16 protein-coding genes are annotated in these 14,403 nt (G+C 66.2%); 9 read left to right on the top strand and 7 right to left on the bottom strand.

The genetic code is table 11. The features are described 5' to 3' along the window. Positions 1–124 (top strand): transposase (locus C5O79_RS29380; protein ID WP_143329487.1); only part of this gene is annotated, 124 nt, incomplete at its 5' end. 63 nt (positions 125–187) lie between these two features. On the opposite strand, the gene C5O79_RS29375 is transcribed toward C5O79_RS29380, so the two are convergent. The 4 genes from C5O79_RS29375 to C5O79_RS29360 are packed head-to-tail and all read right to left on the bottom strand — an operon-like array spanning position 188 to position 3,501. After that, a complete protein-coding gene (locus tag C5O79_RS29375) occupies positions 188–811 on the bottom strand; it encodes an HAD-IA family hydrolase (RefSeq protein ID WP_039352135.1) in 624 nt (207 codons plus the stop codon). Beyond that, positions 808–1,359, bottom strand: a complete 552-nt coding sequence (locus tag C5O79_RS29370) for a cysteine hydrolase family protein (protein WP_122473533.1) — start codon at positions 1,357–1,359, stop codon at positions 808–810. The genes C5O79_RS29375 and C5O79_RS29370 overlap by 4 nt, the downstream gene beginning before the upstream one ends. A 54-nt stretch (positions 1,360–1,413) precedes the next feature. Continuing rightward, positions 1,414–3,228 (bottom strand): aminopeptidase P family protein, encoded by a 1,815-nt coding sequence (locus C5O79_RS29365; RefSeq protein ID WP_131931964.1) that lies wholly within the window; start codon positions 3,226–3,228, stop codon positions 1,414–1,416. 18 nt (positions 3,229–3,246) lie between these two features. Continuing rightward, positions 3,247–3,501 (bottom strand): hypothetical protein, encoded by a 255-nt coding sequence (locus C5O79_RS29360; protein ID WP_039352130.1) that lies wholly within the window; start codon positions 3,499–3,501, stop codon positions 3,247–3,249. Positions 3,502–3,810: 309 nt separating this feature from the next. Between C5O79_RS29360 and C5O79_RS29355 the strand changes: the two genes are divergently transcribed. The 7 genes from C5O79_RS29355 (at position 3,811) to C5O79_RS29325 (ending at position 9,791) form a co-directional block, all read left to right on the top strand. After that, positions 3,811–4,434: a response regulator transcription factor gene (locus C5O79_RS29355; RefSeq protein WP_226148214.1), complete on the top strand. Its 624-nt coding sequence runs from the start codon at positions 3,811–3,813 to the stop codon at positions 4,432–4,434. A gap of 26 nt (positions 4,435–4,460) precedes the next feature. Beyond that, positions 4,461–5,759 carry a glutamyl-tRNA reductase gene (hemA, locus tag C5O79_RS29350; protein WP_039352123.1) on the top strand — a complete coding sequence of 433 codons (1,299 nt, stop codon included), beginning with the start codon at positions 4,461–4,463 and terminating at the stop codon, positions 5,757–5,759. A gap of 93 nt (positions 5,760–5,852) precedes the next feature. After that, the gene (gene prfA / locus C5O79_RS29345; protein ID WP_039352121.1) at positions 5,853–6,935 is read left to right on the top strand and encodes a peptide chain release factor 1; all 1,083 of its coding nucleotides are present in this window, start codon (positions 5,853–5,855) and stop codon (positions 6,933–6,935) included. A 7-nt stretch (positions 6,936–6,942) separates the two neighbouring features. Further along, the gene (gene prmC / locus C5O79_RS29340) at positions 6,943–7,785 is read left to right on the top strand and encodes a peptide chain release factor N(5)-glutamine methyltransferase (RefSeq protein ID WP_122474489.1); all 843 of its coding nucleotides are present in this window, start codon (positions 6,943–6,945) and stop codon (positions 7,783–7,785) included. Positions 7,786–7,860: 75 nt separating this feature from the next. Further along, positions 7,861–8,172: a Grx4 family monothiol glutaredoxin gene (gene grxD / locus C5O79_RS29335; RefSeq protein WP_021161789.1), complete on the top strand. Its 312-nt coding sequence runs from the start codon at positions 7,861–7,863 to the stop codon at positions 8,170–8,172. Positions 8,173–8,191: 19 nt separating this feature from the next. Beyond that, positions 8,192–8,788 (top strand): UbiX family flavin prenyltransferase, encoded by a 597-nt coding sequence (locus C5O79_RS29330; protein ID WP_047851571.1) that lies wholly within the window; start codon positions 8,192–8,194, stop codon positions 8,786–8,788. Positions 8,789–8,999: 211 nt separating this feature from the next. Next, on the top strand, positions 9,000–9,791 hold the full coding sequence (locus C5O79_RS29325) for a class III extradiol ring-cleavage dioxygenase (protein ID WP_047851570.1): 792 nt from the start codon (positions 9,000–9,002) through the stop codon (positions 9,789–9,791). A gap of 111 nt (positions 9,792–9,902) precedes the next feature. On the opposite strand, the gene C5O79_RS29320 is transcribed toward C5O79_RS29325, so the two are convergent. Further along, complete coding sequence (locus C5O79_RS29320) at positions 9,903–11,501, bottom strand: APC family permease (protein WP_131931962.1); 1,599 nt, start codon at positions 11,499–11,501, stop codon at positions 9,903–9,905. Positions 11,502–11,921: 420 nt separating this feature from the next. Between C5O79_RS29320 and C5O79_RS29310 the strand changes: the two genes are divergently transcribed. Further along, complete coding sequence (locus C5O79_RS29310) at positions 11,922–12,125, top strand: cold-shock protein (protein ID WP_006477070.1); 204 nt, start codon at positions 11,922–11,924, stop codon at positions 12,123–12,125. Positions 12,126–12,224: 99 nt separating this feature from the next. Here C5O79_RS29310 and C5O79_RS29305 read toward each other — a convergent pair whose 3' ends face one another. Both C5O79_RS29305 and C5O79_RS29300 read right to left on the bottom strand, forming a co-directional pair. Continuing rightward, positions 12,225–13,475, bottom strand: a complete 1,251-nt coding sequence (locus tag C5O79_RS29305) for an Hsp70 family protein (RefSeq protein ID WP_046544834.1) — start codon at positions 13,473–13,475, stop codon at positions 12,225–12,227. Positions 13,476–13,662: 187 nt separating this feature from the next. Then, complete coding sequence (locus C5O79_RS29300; RefSeq protein ID WP_046544833.1) at positions 13,663–14,268, bottom strand: nitroreductase family protein; 606 nt, start codon at positions 14,266–14,268, stop codon at positions 13,663–13,665. Positions 14,269–14,403 lie beyond the last annotated feature (135 nt).

The raw sequence follows: 14,403 nt of genomic DNA, 5'->3' as shown, positions 1-14,403 counted from the left end.
TACCAGCGTCGTCGAAGGCATCAACAACACCATCAAGGTCATCAAGCGTCGGGCCTACGGGTACCGCGACGAGGAATACTTCTTCCTCAAGATCCGCGCCGCGTTCCCCGGTAATCCTCGATGAACCCAAAAAAAGCGGGCCGCCGGCCCGCTTTTTTATCTGACGGCCGGGCTGCTCGCCCGCCGCTTACGCGAGCGCGCCCAACTCGCGCAGCCGCGCCTCGGTTACCGCCGCACTCGTGTGATGAATGCCGTGCCAGCCGAGCGCCGTCGCGGCCGCGGCATTCTTCGCGTTGTCGTCGATGAACACGAGTTCGTGCGGCGCGATGCCCGGCAAGTGCGGCTCGATCCGCGCGTGCATCTCGCGGTAGATCGCCGGATCGGGCTTCACGAGCTTCACACGGCCCGACACGACGATCTCCTTGAAACGCCGCAGCACCGGGAAGTTGTCCCATGCATACGGGAATGTCTGCGCGGACCAGTTCGTCAGCCCGAACAGCGGCATCCCCTGCGCTTCAAGGCGATCGACGAGCGCGGCGCCCTCTTCGAGCACGCCGCCGATCATTTCGTGCCAGCGCGCGTAGAACGCGCGGATCAGCGCCTCGTGCTCCGGAAACTTCGCGACGAGCTCGGCGGTGCCTTCCTCGATCGTTTGCCCGCCGTCCTGACGGATCACCCAGTCCATCGCGCACACGTGCGTGAGGAACCAGCGACGCTCCGCGTCGTCGGGAATCAGCTCCCGGTAAAGGTACTCCGGGCTCCAGTCGATCAGCACGCCGCCGAAATCGAACACCACGGCCTTGATCGTCATGCGAACTCCGTCGAAAGAACCTCCGCGAGCGGACGCGGCGTCACCGGGTTGCCCGACAGCGAATTGTTTTGCCATACGAAGTGATGGTGCGCGACGATCTGCGCGGCCGACAGGTGCGTGCGCTCGTTCGTCGTGTGCAGATCGGATACGACCGTCGTCCGGTAGCCGAGCAGCGCCGCGCGGCGTGCGGCCGAATCGACGCAGAACTCGGTCGCATAGCCGCAGATCAGCACCGAACGGATGCCGTGGCGGTCGAGCTGCGCCGCGAGCGGCGTGTCGTGGAACGAGTCGCTCACCTGCTTGCGCACGCGCCAGTCGTCGTTCCCGACGACCAGCCCCGCATGCAGCTCCCAGCCCGGTGTGCCGGGCACGATGTCGTCGTCCGCATCGCCGTCGTGCTGCACGAAGCACACGGGCACGTTCGCCGCGCGCGCCGCCGCCGTCAGCCGGTTGATGCCCGATACCACGTCATCGAGCCGGTAAGCGGGCCGTGCCCGCTGCACCAGCCCACGCTGCATGTCGACCACGATCACTGCGGTGTCCGCCATTGCCTGCCCTCGGTTTGTCGTTCGGCCGTTGTCCGGCCGTTATCGCCTGTTGTGTCAGATCGGCTGCGTACGCGCGTCGAGCCACGCTTTCGCATCGCCGCTCAGGTGCCGGCCGACGCGCTCGCGCACCGTCGCGTGATACGTATTCAGCCATGCGCGCTCGTCGTCGTGCAGCATTTCGATCAGCACGCAGCGCGTGTCGATCGGGCACAGCGTCAACGTCTCGAATGCGAGGAAATCGCCGAATTCCGTCTGTCCGGCCGCACGGTTCACGACCAGGTTCTCGATCCGGATGCCCCACTGGCCGGGCCGGTACACACCCGGCTCGATCGACGTGATCATGCCTTCTTCCATCGCCGTGTGCGGCTCGGCCGGCGCGTAGTGAGAGATGACCTGCGGGCCTTCGTGCACGTTCAGGAAGTAACCGACGCCATGCCCCGTGCCGTGGCCGTAGTCGAGCCCGGCCGCCCACATCGGTGCGCGCGCGATCGCGTCGAGCATCGGCGAGCGGATGCCGCGCGGGAAGCGGGCACGCGACAGCGCCATCATCGACTTCAGCACGATCGTGAAATCGCGCCGCTGCAGGTCGCTGACGGTGCCGACCGGCACGACACGCGTGATGTCGGTCGTGCCCGTCACGTACTGGCCACCCGAATCGATCAGCAGCAGGCCATCGCCGGTGATCGTCGCGTGCGACGCCGGCGTCGCGTGATAGTGCGGCATCGCGCCGTTCGCGTTGAAGCCCGCAATCGTCGCGAAACTCGCCGACACGTAGCCGGGGCGCCGGGCGCGGGCGGCCGTGAGCTTTTCCTCGATCGTCAGCTCGGTGATCGTCTCGCGGTTCACCGCCTGCTCGAACCACGTGAAGAATTCCGCGAGCGCTGCGCCGTCGTGCTCCATCGTCACACGCACGTGCTCGATCTCGGCGGACGTCTTGCGCGACTTCGCAAACGTCGACGGATTCACGGCCTCGACGAGTTTCACGCCGGCCGGCACGGCCTCGAGCGTGCCGAACGTCACGCGGCGCGGGTCGATCAGCAGCGTCGCGCCGTCGGGCAGCGACGCGAGCGCGGCGCGCGCGGCGTCGTAGGCGCGAACGTCGACACCATCCTTCGCGAGCGACGCGGCCAACGCCGGCGACACCTTTCCGTCGGCGACGAACAGCGTCGCGCGATCGGCGCCGATCATTGCATGCGCAACGAATACGGGGTTGAAGTTGACGTCGGCGCCGCGCAGGTTGAACAGCCATGCGAGGTCGTCGAGCGTCGAGACGAAATGCCATTGCGCACCCTGCGCGCGCATCGCGCGGCGCACTTCGGCCAGCTTGCTCGCGCGCGTCGTGTCGGCCTGCGGCGCCGTGTGCTCGAACACTGCGTCGCCGGGCAGGCCCGGCCGCTCGGGCCAGATCGCGTCGAGCAGATCGAGATCGGTGCGCAGCGCGATGCCGCGTGCATTCAGCGCCCCGGTCAGCCCGCGTGCGGCGGCGACGCCGAGCACGGCGCCGTCGACGCCGACCGTCGCACCTGCCGTCACGTTCTGCGCGAGCCAGTCGACGTGCGGCGCGCTCTGCTGCCCGCCCGTCATCTTCATCAGTTGCACGCCCGTGCCGGCCAGTTCGGCATCGGCCTGCACCCAGTAGCGGCTGTCGACCCACAACCCCGCGAAATCCGCGGTCACGACCAGCGTGCCGACCGAGCCCGTGAAGCCGGACAGCCAGCGGCGGGCCTGCCAGCGCTCCGGCAGGTACTCGGACAGATGGGGATCGGCGGACGGCACGAGATAGGCAGCCAGGTCCTCGCGGGCCATGGCGCCACGCAGCAGCGCGAGGCGGGCCGGCACCGGCGAGACTTCGGGAAGACGGGCATTCATGATTTCACCTGAGAACATTCAGCGACGGGCCGACAGCGTAACCGTCACGGCTACGACGAGGAACGCGACACCGGTGCAGACCGGCCATTCGAGCGTCTCGCCATCGTAAAACAGTCCCGAGAGATTGCCGGCCATGCGGGCCGCCCCCGCGCCGACGATGCCGGCGAGCACCGCGATCCACCACGCCGGCCGGCCGGTGCGCCGCATCGGATGCAGCCATCGGCCGAACAGCCCGACGGCCGCTCCCAGGACAAGGATTCCAAACCAGTTCATTCGACGCCTTCTATAAATTCAGATTCGTCCCATAGGCGTGAACGTTGCCAGCGGCTAGCATCGATTTATCCATCGAACCCGAGACCAGCCGGGTGCCGCCAACATTCGAGTGTAGGGGCCGACTCGACGTTATGGCAAGCGCGCGCCGGCTGCCGTATTGAAGATACTCTCATGCGAATCGCTCTGATCGATCCGGAAGCGCGCCATGCCGCGCTCCTGAACCGCCTGCTCTTCGCAGGCGGTCATGTGTGCCACGCGTTTCCGTCCAGTGCCGCGTTCTTCGAGTGGCTCGCCACCGACACCTGCGACATGCTGATCACCGGCCATTGGGCCGGCGACCAGCCGGCCGAGGAAGTCATCCCGCGCGCGCAAACCATCCTGCCCGGGCTGCCGGCCATCGCCGTGATGCAATTGCCGCGCGAAAGCGAAATCGTATCGTGCCTGCACGCGGGCGCCGACGATTGCCTCGTGCGCCCGGTGAGCGGGCCCGAGATGCTCGCGCGCGTCAATGCGCTGAGCCGGCGCGCCGGCGTGCGCCGGCCACCCACCCGCTCGCGCGAAATGTATGGCGAATACGCTTTCGATGCCACGCATTGCCTCGTTCGGTTCGACGACGCAATCGTTTCACTCACGCCGAAGGAGTTCCGGTTCGCGCAGCTGCTGTTCACGAACCTGTCGCGGCCAGTGTCGCGCGCCCATATCCTCGAAACGGTGTGGGGGCGCCGCCGCGACATGAAGTCGCGCACGCTCGATACCCATGCGTCCCGGCTGCGCAGCAAACTCCGGCTGCTTCCGGAGCGCGGCTACCGGCTGCTGCCGCTCTACGGCTACGGCTATCAGCTCGACCGCGTGCCGATCGAGCCCCCAAATTCCCGGCCCCGCCACGCTGATGCCCGGTATGCGGCGAGTGAGGAAACCGCTGAAACGCTATAATATGGGGCTAAACGATAGCCCTCGATATGCAACTCCTCACGATCGGAATCAATCACCACACTGCGCCTGTCGCCTTGCGCGAACGCGTGGCGTTTCCGCTCGAGCAGATCAAGCCGGCTCTCGTCACGTTCAAGAACGTGTTTCTCGGCCCCCAGGCGCCCAATACGCCCGAAGCGGCGATCCTCTCCACCTGCAACCGCACCGAACTGTATTGCGCGACCGACGATCGCGCGGCACGCGAAGGCGCGATCCGCTGGCTGTCGGAGTATCACCGGATCCCGGTCGGCGAACTCGCGCCGCACGTCTATGCGCTGCCGCAGTCGGAAGCGGTCCGGCACGCATTTCGCGTCGCATCCGGCCTCGATTCGATGGTGCTTGGCGAAACGCAGATTCTGGGCCAGATGAAGGACGCCGTTCGCACCGCGACGGAAGCCGGCGCACTCGGCACCTATCTGAACCAGCTGTTCCAGCGCACGTTCGCGGTAGCGAAGGAAGTGCGCGGCACGACCGAAATCGGCACGCAGTCGGTGTCGATGGCCGCCGCCGCGGTGCGCCTCGCACAACGGATCTTCGAAAAGGTGTCAGATCAGCGCGTGCTGTTCATCGGCGCCGGCGAGATGATCGAGCTGTGCGCGACGCACTTCGCCGCGCAAGGCCCGCGCGAACTCGTCGTCGCGAACCGCACGGCCGAACGGGGCCAGCGGCTCGCCGAACGCTTCAACGGCCGCGCGATGCCGCTCGCCGACCTGCCGACCCGCATGCACGAGTTCGACATCATCGTGTCGTGCACGGCGTCGACGCTGCCGATCATCGGCCTCGGCGCAGTCGAGCGCGCGGTGAAGGCACGCCGCCACCGGCCGATCTTCATGGTCGACCTCGCGGTGCCGCGCGACATCGAACCCGAAGTCGGCAAGCTGAAGGACGTATTCCTCTACACCGTCGACGATCTCGGCGCGATCGTGCGCGAAGGCAATGCATCGCGCCAGGCTGCGGTCGCGCAGGCCGAAACGATCATCGAAACGCGCGTGCAGAATTTCATGCAATGGCTCGACACGCGCAGCGTCGTGCCGGTGATCCGTCACATGCATACGCAGGCCGACGCACTGCGCCGTGCCGAAGTCGACAAGGCGCAGAAGCTGCTCGCGCGCGGCGACGATCCGGCCGCCGTGCTCGAAGCGCTGTCGCAGGCGCTGACCAACAAGCTGATCCACGGCCCGACGAGCGCGCTCAACCGCGTGAACGGCGCCGATCGCGATTCGCTGATCGACCTGATGCGCGGCTTCTACCAGCACGCACCGCGCTCGAACGACCAGTCCGGCCACTAGCGCCGGCCGATCGCCCTGCCGCCGGCCGGTCGTTGTCCCGCCGCCGGCCTATCCTTTCCGAATACCCCTTGCCCGGGAGCGCCGCTCCACACCATGAAGACGAGCATGCAACGCAAGCTCGACCAGCTGTCCACACGGCTGGCCGAACTGAACGACCTGCTGAGCCGCGAAAACGTCACGGCCGACCTCGACCAGTACCGCAAGCTCACGCGTGAACATGCGGAACTCGGCCCGGTGGTCGAACAGTACGCGCTGTGGCGCCAGTCGCGCAGCGACGAGACGGCCGCGCAGGAGCTGCTCGGCGACCTGTCGATGCGCGACTTCGCGGAAGACGAAATCCGCAGCGCACGCGAGAGCATGGCCCGCCTCGAGACCGAACTGCAGAAGATGCTGCTACCGAAGGATCCGAACGACGACCGCAACATCTTCCTCGAAATCCGTGCGGGCACGGGCGGCGACGAATCGGCGCTGTTCGCGGGCGACCTGCTGCGCATGTACCTGCGCTTCGCGGAACGGCAGCGCTGGCAGGTCGAAATGATGTCGGAGAGCGCGTCGGATCTCGGCGGCTACAAGGAAGTGATCGTGCGGATCGCGGGCCAGGGCGCGTATTCGCGCCTGAAGTTCGAATCGGGCGGCCATCGCGTACAGCGCGTGCCGGCCACCGAGACGCAGGGGCGCATCCACACGTCCGCATGCACGGTCGCGGTGATGCCGGAAGCCGACGAAATCGGCGAGGTCGAGATCAATCCGGCCGACCTGCGGATCGACACGTTCCGCGCGTCCGGCGCGGGCGGCCAGCACATCAACAAGACCGATTCGGCGGTGCGCGTCACGCACATCCCGACCGGGATCGTCGTCGAGTGCCAGGACGACCGTTCGCAGCACAAGAACAAGGATCGCGCGCTGAAGGTGCTCGCCGCACGCATCAAGGACAAGCAGTATCACGAGCAGCACGCGAAGGAAGCGGCCACGCGCAAGAGCCTGATCGGCTCCGGCGACCGCTCGGAACGGATCCGCACGTACAACTTCCCGCAGGGCCGGATGACCGACCACCGGATCAACCTGACGCTGTACCGGCTCGAAGCGCTCATGGACGGCGATCTTGACGAACTGATCAGCGCGCTGGTCAGCGAACACCAGGCCGAACTGCTCGCGTCGCTCGGCGATGCCGACTGAGGCCGCGATGCCCGACACTTCCGCCGACGAACTGCTGCGCGCGTCGCCGCTCGACGCGGTCGATGCGCGCGTATTGCTCGCGCACGCGCTTGGCTGGACCCGCACGCAATTGATCACGCGCGGCGACGCGCCGCTCGACGCGGCCGCGGTCGAACGCTACCGCGCGCTCGAGGCGCGCCGCCTGGCCGGTGAGCCCGTCGCGCAGCTCGTCGGGATGCGCGAATTCTTCGGTCGGCCGTTCGACGTGACGCCCGACGTGCTGATCCCGCGCCCCGAAACCGAACTGCTCGTCGAAGCCGCACTCGAAGCGATCGACGGGCTGCCGCATCCGGCCGTGCTCGATCTCGGCACGGGGAGCGGCGCGATCGCCGTATCGATCGCCGCCGAGCGTCCCGATGCGCGCGTGTGGGCGCTCGACCGTTCGCCGGCCGCACTTGAGGTCGCACGACGCAACGCAGGCAAGCTGCTCGACGCGCGCCGCCCCGGCGGCCCGCTGCACTGGCTGCAGAGCGACTGGTACGCGGCGCTCGATCCGGCGCTCGCATTCGACACGATCGTCAGCAACCCGCCGTACATCGCGCAGCACGATCCGCACCTCGAGCAAGGCGACCTGCGTTTCGAGCCGCGCGGCGCACTCACCGACGATGCCGACGGCCTCAGCGCGATCCGCACGATCGTCGCGGGCGCCGGCACCTACCTGAAACCGGGCGGCACGCTCTGGATCGAGCACGGCTACGACCAGGCCGAGGCCGTGCGCGCGGTGCTCGCCTCGCGCGGCTTCGTCGCGGTCGAATCGCTTGCCGATCTGGCCGCCATCGAACGCACGACAGGCGGCCGCCTGCCGGGCTGATGCCCGGCCCGCCCGGTTGAAATCCGCTATCATTTCGATCTACCGCCCCGCTAACGCAAGAACGCAAGGTCAGTCATGGACACCCAACAACGTATCAAGCAAATCGTCGACGAAAACCAGGTCGTGCTCTTCATGAAGGGCAACGCACAATTCCCGATGTGCGGCTTTTCGGGCCGCGCCATCCAGGTGCTGAAGGCCTGCGGCGTCGACCAGTTCAAGACGGTCAACGTCCTCGAAGACGACGAGATCCGCCAGGGCATCAAGGAATTCTCGAACTGGCCGACGATTCCGCAGCTCTACGTGAAGGGCGAATTCATCGGCGGCTCGGACATCATGATGGAGATGTACCAGTCGGGCGAACTGCAGCAACTGTTCGCCGCCGCGTAATACGCCCCGCCTCTTTTCGATGGCATCTCCCAGCGCGCCGCCACGCCGGCTGATCGTCGCGATCACCGGCGCAACCGGCGCGATCTACGGCGTACGGCTGCTCGACCTGCTGCGTGCCGCCGGCGGCGTCGAAACCCATCTGCTGATTTCGAACGCCGGCTGGCTCAACATCCAGCACGAACTGAAGCTGTCGAAGGCCGATGTCGAAAGCCGTGCGGATGTCGTGCATTCGGTGCGCGACGTCGGCGCGACGATCGCATCGGGATCGTTCGCGACCGACGGGATGGTGATCGCGCCCTGCTCGATGAAGACGCTCGCGAGCGTCGCACACGGGCTGTCCGACAACCTGATCACGCGCGCAGCCGACGTCACGCTGAAGGAGCGCCGCCGCCTCGTGCTGATGGTGCGCGAAACGCCGTTCAACCTCGCGCATCTGCGCAACATGACCGCCGTCACCGAAATGGGCGGCATCGTCTTCCCGCCGCTGCCCGCGTTCTACGCGATGCCGAAGACGATCGAGGAACTCGTCGACCAGACCGTCACGCGCGTGCTCGACCTGTTCGCGCTCAGCGCGCCGCAGACGACACCGTGGGCCGGCATCCGGCACGCGCAGTAAGCGCACGCCCGACGATCCATTCGTCGCGCATCTGCGTCGATTTCAACCGAAATTCATTCTATTTTCACGAATACAGCGCCCAGCTGCCGTGAAGCGCATCGCACCGCCCGGATTATCAACAAACAAGCGTCAATCAAATTCCAGATCGCGGATTTATCAATATCGGGTGCGCGACTATAGTCACAGGCAAATCCCTTTGCAGGCCACCACCATGAACCGCTTGCCTTCGCTCTACCTGTCCCACGGCGCCCCGACGCTGCCGATCGACCCGGCACTGCCGTCCGGCGCATTCACGCACCTCGCCGCCGAATTGCCGCGCCCGCGCGCGGTGCTGATGCTGTCCGCGCACTGGGGCACCCAGCGCCCCGTCGCCAGCATCGCCGCGCATCCGGAAACGATCCACGATTTCTACGGCTTTCCGCAGGCGCTGTACGACATCCGCTACCCGGCGCCCGGCGCACCCGACGTCGCCGAACGCGCGGCCGGGCTGCTGAATGCGGCCGGCATCGAGACCGCGACGACCGAGCACGGCCTCGACCACGGCGCGTGGGTGCCGATGCTGCTGATGTTCCCGGAGGCCGACGTGCCGGTGGCCCAGCTGTCGATCCAGCCGCGTGCGGATGCTGCCCACCACTTCGCGCTCGGCCGCGCGCTGCGACCGCTGCGCGACGAAGGCGTGATGGTGATCGGCTCCGGCCAGATCACACACAACCTGCGCGCCGCAGACTTCGGTGCGGCGCCCGAGGATGCGGACCCGCGCGTCGCGGAATTCACCGACTGGTTCGAGGCGAAGCTGGCCGCGCGCGACGTCGACGCGCTGCTCGACTACCGCCGGCAAGCGCCGCACGCGGCGCTGATGCATCCGACCGACGAGCACCTGCTGCCGGTGTTCGCGGCGCTCGGCGCGGCGGACGACGACTACCAGCTCGGCATCCAGTCGCTCGGCACGTACCAGCGCGTGCTCGCGATGACGAACTACGTGTTCACCGGCACGGCCGCCTGACCAGCGGACGGCGAGCGCCGACCGCCCAACAAAAAGCCCGCCCGAGCATCGCTCGGGCGGGCTTTTTTACGCTGCTTGCTGCCGCCGCCGGATCCGGCGGCAGGTCACGCGTCAGGCACCGACCCCTTCGAGGATCTCGTCGTGCGACTCGCGCTCGTCGAGATACTGGGTCCGGTAGCCCGTATTCACACCCCAGAAGTAGAAAACCAGCGAGATCGCCGCGACGATCAGCATGTCCCACCCGTACGGCAGGTAGCCGTGACCGCCAAATTCCTTGCTGCCGATCAGCGACAGCACGGCCATCGTCGGCAGGTACGCGACCAGCCACCATGCGGCCTTCAGGTCGGCGCCCCAGCCGGTCCAGCCCGATTTCGCCTGGAAGTAGAAGTACACCGGCAGCGCAACGATCATCAGCAGGATGATTTCGCCCGTCAGCGGCCACTTCGCCCAGTACAGGATCAGCGATGCGCACACGAATGCGAACGGCGCGATCAGCTTCATCAGCGGAATCGACAACGGACGCTCGATGTCGGTCGCGGAGCGGCGCAGCGCCATCAGGCTGATCGGGCCGGTCAGGTACGAGATCACCGTCGCGACCGAGATCACCGCCGCGAGCGAGCTCCAGCCGCGGAAAAAGAACAGGAAGATGAACGACACGAGCAGGTTGAACCACATCGCCTGGCGCGGGACACCGTAGATCGGGTGCACGTTGCCGAACATCTTCGGCATCGTGTTGTTGCGCTCCATCGCGTAGATCATGCGGGTGGTCGTCGCCATGTAGGTCGTCCCGGTGCCGCTCGGGCTGATGAACGCGTCGACGTACAGCAGGATCGCCAGCCAGTTCAGGTTCAGCGCGATCGCGAGTTCCGCGAACGGCGACGAGAAATTGAAATGCGCCCAGCCCTTCGCGACGTCGGCCGGATTCACCGAACCGATGTAGGCCATCTGCAGCAGCACGTAGATCACGAGTGCGAGCAGGATCGACGTGATCACCGCGAACGGCACGCTGCGCGACGGGTTGCGCGCTTCACCGGCCAGGTTCACCGGGCTCTGGAAGCCGTTGAACGCGAACACGATGCCGCTCGTCGCGACTGCGGTCAGCACGGCCGACCAACCGTACGGCGCGAAGCTCGCATTGGATGCGGTGCCGAGGTTCTCAGCATGGAAGCTCGTCAGCATCAGGCCGAGGATCGTGAGGCCGGGAATCAGGAACTTGAAGATCGTGATCGCCGTGTTCGCCCGCGCGAAGGCCTTGACGCCCCAGTAGTTCAACATGAAGTAGATGACGACCAGTACGGCCGACAGCAGCAGGCCGAGTGTCTGCAATTCGCTGTTCACGAACAATGCATGCGCCCACGGATACGGCCACGTGCTCATGTACTGGATCGACGCTTCAGCCTCGATCGGGATCACGGATACGATCGCAATCCAGTTCGCCCACGCACTGATGAAACCCACCAGCGAACCGTGCGAGTAGCGCGCATAGCGCACCATGCCGCCCGACTCGGGGAACATCGCGCCCAATTCCGCGTAAGTCAGTGCAATTGCGAGAATCACGACAGCGCCGATGATCCAAGCGCAGATCGCCGCCGGACCGGCAATCTTCGCGGCCTTCCAGGCGCCGAACAGCCAGCCCGAACCGATAATCGAACCCAGCCCCGTCAGCATCAATGCAAACGGGCCGATGTTCCGTTGAATAGAACTCTTCACATCCTCTCCTGTGTCTCAAAAAGCATCGTCGGCCCGCGGTCCGGGATCGGCTCGGACTGCACCGCGCATGCAATTTTGGGGGGGCGCGTCACCCGATCGGGGCAACCCGTCCACGCGGCGCGTAGTTTAACGGTTGCACCTCAAACGTGGCGCCAAAATCGTTCGGCCCCTACAAAAAATTCGCATCGTTTGCAAGCTTTGTAAACCTGATCTCCGCAATAACCCTGAGTCCATGGAAATACGGTTGACCACACGGTTGATAAGCCGTATAAAGGACTTCGCAGGATTTCAAGTGGCGAGTGAATTGGTTCTTTCGTAGTTCGCCCATCAACGGTACTCCGGTTGGTCCTATTACCCCTTCCTTGATTTTCCGCACCCCATGGGCCTCGGCCCCGTTTTATCTTTTTAGGAACAAGTAACATGGCAACCGGTACCGTCAAGTGGTTCAATGACGCAAAGGGCTTCGGCTTCATCACCCCGGAAGGCGGCGGCGACGATCTGTTCGCGCACTTCTCGGAAATCCGCGTCGAAGGCTTCAAGACGCTGCAAGAAAACCAGAAGGTTGAATTCGAAGTGAAGACGGGCCCGAAGGGTCTGCAAGCTGCGAACATCCGTCCGGTCTAAGCTTGGCGCGATAATTCGTGAAAAAAAGCCCCGCTTCGGCGGGGCTTTTTGTTTTTCGGCGCCGGTCGACCGGCATGGCGGCCTTTCAGCCGCCCGCATTCAACCGAACAATCGCTGCGCGTGAATGCCGAGGCCCGTCGCGACGCTCGCGAGGCGGTCGCCGAACACCGGCTGCGCATCCGGGAATGCACCCGCCAGCGCGCCCGACAGGAACGCGAGCCCCGTCGAGCCGCCGGTGAAGTAGAGCGCGCCGACATCGCGCGGCGCCACGCCCGCAAGCCGCACCGTCTCGCGCGCGGCGTCGACGATGCGTGCGGTGTCGTCGTGGCTCGCATCGACGAGCCGGTCGGCATCGAATGCGATCTGCAGATCCTCTTCCACGTCGTTCAGGTCGATCATCGTCTCCCCGCCCGCCGCGACGCCGATCTTCGCTTCTTCCGCGCGCGCCATCAGCGCATGCCCGAGCCGCTGCTCGACCACGCTCGTGAGCCGGTCGTACTGCCGCACATCCCGGTACAGGTGCTTCATCAGCTTCAGCTCGCCGAGCCGCTTCGGCGTGTAGACCGTGTTGATCAGGTGCCAGGTGGCGAGATCGAAGTAGATCTTGTTCGGCAGTTCGCGCCCTTCCGGGTCGAGCGAACGGTAGCCGAATGCGGGCAGGATCGCCGCCAGCTCGACACGCCGGTCGTAATCGGTGCCCGCGACGTGCACGCCGTGGTGAGCCAGCACGTCGTCCTTGCGCTCGAGCCGCGCCATCCGTTCGGGCCCGACACGCACCAGCGAGAAGTCGGACGTGCCGCCGCCGATGTCGGCGACGAGCACGAGTCGCTCCGCCTGCTGGCGCGACTCGTAGTCGAACGCGGCCGCGATCGGTTCGTACTGGAATTGGACGTCCGCGAAGCCGACCGATCGCGCGGCGGCCTCGAGCTGGTCCTGGGCGAGGCGGTCGGCACGCGGATCGTCGTCGACGAAGAACACCGGCCGGCCGAGCACCGCACGGCCGATCGGCGCGCCCGCGCGGGCTTCGGCCTTGCGCTTCAGGTGCGTCAGGAAGCGCGCGATGATTTCGGTGTACGCGATCGCGCTGCCGTCGCCGAGATCGGTCGTCGTTTCCGCGAGCGGCGAGCCGAGGATACTCTTCATCGACCGCATCAGCCGGCCGTCGAAACCGTCGATGTACGAAGCCAGCGCCGCACGGCCGTATTCGACCGTCTCTTCGTCGTTGTTGAAGAAGATCGCGGTGGGCAGCGTCAGGTGGTCGCCCTCGACGGGCGCGAGGCGCATGCCGTCGCCGTCGGGCAGCGCCACGGCGGAATTGGACGTGCCGAAATCGATCGCGCAGTAAGTCATGGGAAGTTGCCGCAGCAGGGCCGGCGCGAAAACGGAAAGGACGGGCTTTTTAACATGAAGCCCGCGGGATCACAACCGGGGCCGGCCACCGGTACGGCGCAACGGGCCTCGGCGGGACGGCGCGCGGCCTGACGCGCCGGGAGAACATGCGGGCGGGATGCGCGATGCAGCCCGTCCGCCAGGCAGGTCACGCTGCCGCGTCGAAACCCTTCTTCCACGCGCCCGCATAGACGACCTCACCGATCGCATGGCGCGTGCGCGGCGCCTTCTCGCGATCGCGCAACACGGGATCGAGCTTGTCGACGTTGCCGTAGTGACCGAGCGAGATGATCGACGGAATCGCGACGTCGGCCGGAATCGCGAACGCATCGCGGAACGCCTTCGCATCGAAGCCGCTCATCTGGTGGGCGGCCAGGCCCAGTGCGTGCGCCTGCAGCACCAGCGACATCGCGGCGGCGCCCGCGTCGTACAGCGCGGTGGGAGCCGGCTCACCCTTCGGCGTGAGTGTGTGCGCGGTCACCGCGATCAGCACGGGCGCCGGTGCGTTCCAGCCCTGGTTGAACGGCACCAGCGTCGCGAACGCGCGTTTGAATGCGTCTTCGTCCTGCGTGCGGTCGAATACGATGAAGCGCCACGGCTGCGCGTTGTAGGCGGACGGCGCCCAGCGGGCGGCTTCGAGCACCGCGTGCAGATCGCCGGCGCTGACGGCTTCATCCGAATACGCGCGCGGGCTCCAGCGGCCCGCGATCAGATCATGAATCGAAACAGTAGTGGGAGCAGGTTTGACGGACATGCGAATCCTCGCTGACATCGAAGAAGGGGCGCGAACGCCTGACGAACCGCAAGCATACCCGCTTGAGCCGATGCGCGCCCGATCCTCCCGCGCTATGCAAATCTCCGTGCGTGCGTTGGCCGGCCGTTCGCCGCG

This window comes from Burkholderia sp. SRS-25, assembly GCF_004343765.1.
GTDB lineage: Bacteria > Pseudomonadota > Gammaproteobacteria > Burkholderiales > Burkholderiaceae > Burkholderia > Burkholderia contaminans.
This window is presented reverse-complemented; position numbering and strand designations above follow the sequence as displayed.

Excerpts from the sequence above, each read along its gene's own strand:
- C5O79_RS29370 (WP_122473533.1), bottom strand. The coding sequence starts at position 1,359 with ATGGCGGACACCGCAGTGATCGTGGTCGACATGCAGCGTGGGCTGGTG.
- C5O79_RS29325 (WP_047851570.1), top strand. The coding sequence starts at position 9,000 with ATGAACCGCTTGCCTTCGCTCTACCTGTCCCACGGCGCCCCGACGCTG.
- prmC (WP_122474489.1), top strand. The coding sequence starts at position 6,943 with ATGCCCGACACTTCCGCCGACGAACTGCTGCGCGCGTCGCCGCTCGAC.
- prfA (WP_039352121.1), top strand. The coding sequence starts at position 5,853 with ATGAAGACGAGCATGCAACGCAAGCTCGACCAGCTGTCCACACGGCTG.
- C5O79_RS29330 (WP_047851571.1), top strand. The coding sequence starts at position 8,192 with ATGGCATCTCCCAGCGCGCCGCCACGCCGGCTGATCGTCGCGATCACC.
- grxD (WP_021161789.1), top strand. The coding sequence starts at position 7,861 with ATGGACACCCAACAACGTATCAAGCAAATCGTCGACGAAAACCAGGTC.
- C5O79_RS29375 (WP_039352135.1), bottom strand. The coding sequence starts at position 811 with ATGACGATCAAGGCCGTGGTGTTCGATTTCGGCGGCGTGCTGATCGAC.
- C5O79_RS29360 (WP_039352130.1), bottom strand. The coding sequence starts at position 3,501 with ATGAACTGGTTTGGAATCCTTGTCCTGGGAGCGGCCGTCGGGCTGTTC.
- hemA (WP_039352123.1), top strand. The coding sequence starts at position 4,461 with ATGCAACTCCTCACGATCGGAATCAATCACCACACTGCGCCTGTCGCC.
- C5O79_RS29355 (WP_226148214.1), top strand. The coding sequence starts at position 3,811 with ATGCTGATCACCGGCCATTGGGCCGGCGACCAGCCGGCCGAGGAAGTC.
- C5O79_RS29300 (WP_046544833.1), bottom strand. The coding sequence starts at position 14,268 with ATGTCCGTCAAACCTGCTCCCACTACTGTTTCGATTCATGATCTGATC.
- C5O79_RS29365 (WP_131931964.1), bottom strand. The coding sequence starts at position 3,228 with ATGAATGCCCGTCTTCCCGAAGTCTCGCCGGTGCCGGCCCGCCTCGCG.
- C5O79_RS29310 (WP_006477070.1), top strand. The coding sequence starts at position 11,922 with ATGGCAACCGGTACCGTCAAGTGGTTCAATGACGCAAAGGGCTTCGGC.
- C5O79_RS29305 (WP_046544834.1), bottom strand. The coding sequence starts at position 13,475 with ATGACTTACTGCGCGATCGATTTCGGCACGTCCAATTCCGCCGTGGCG.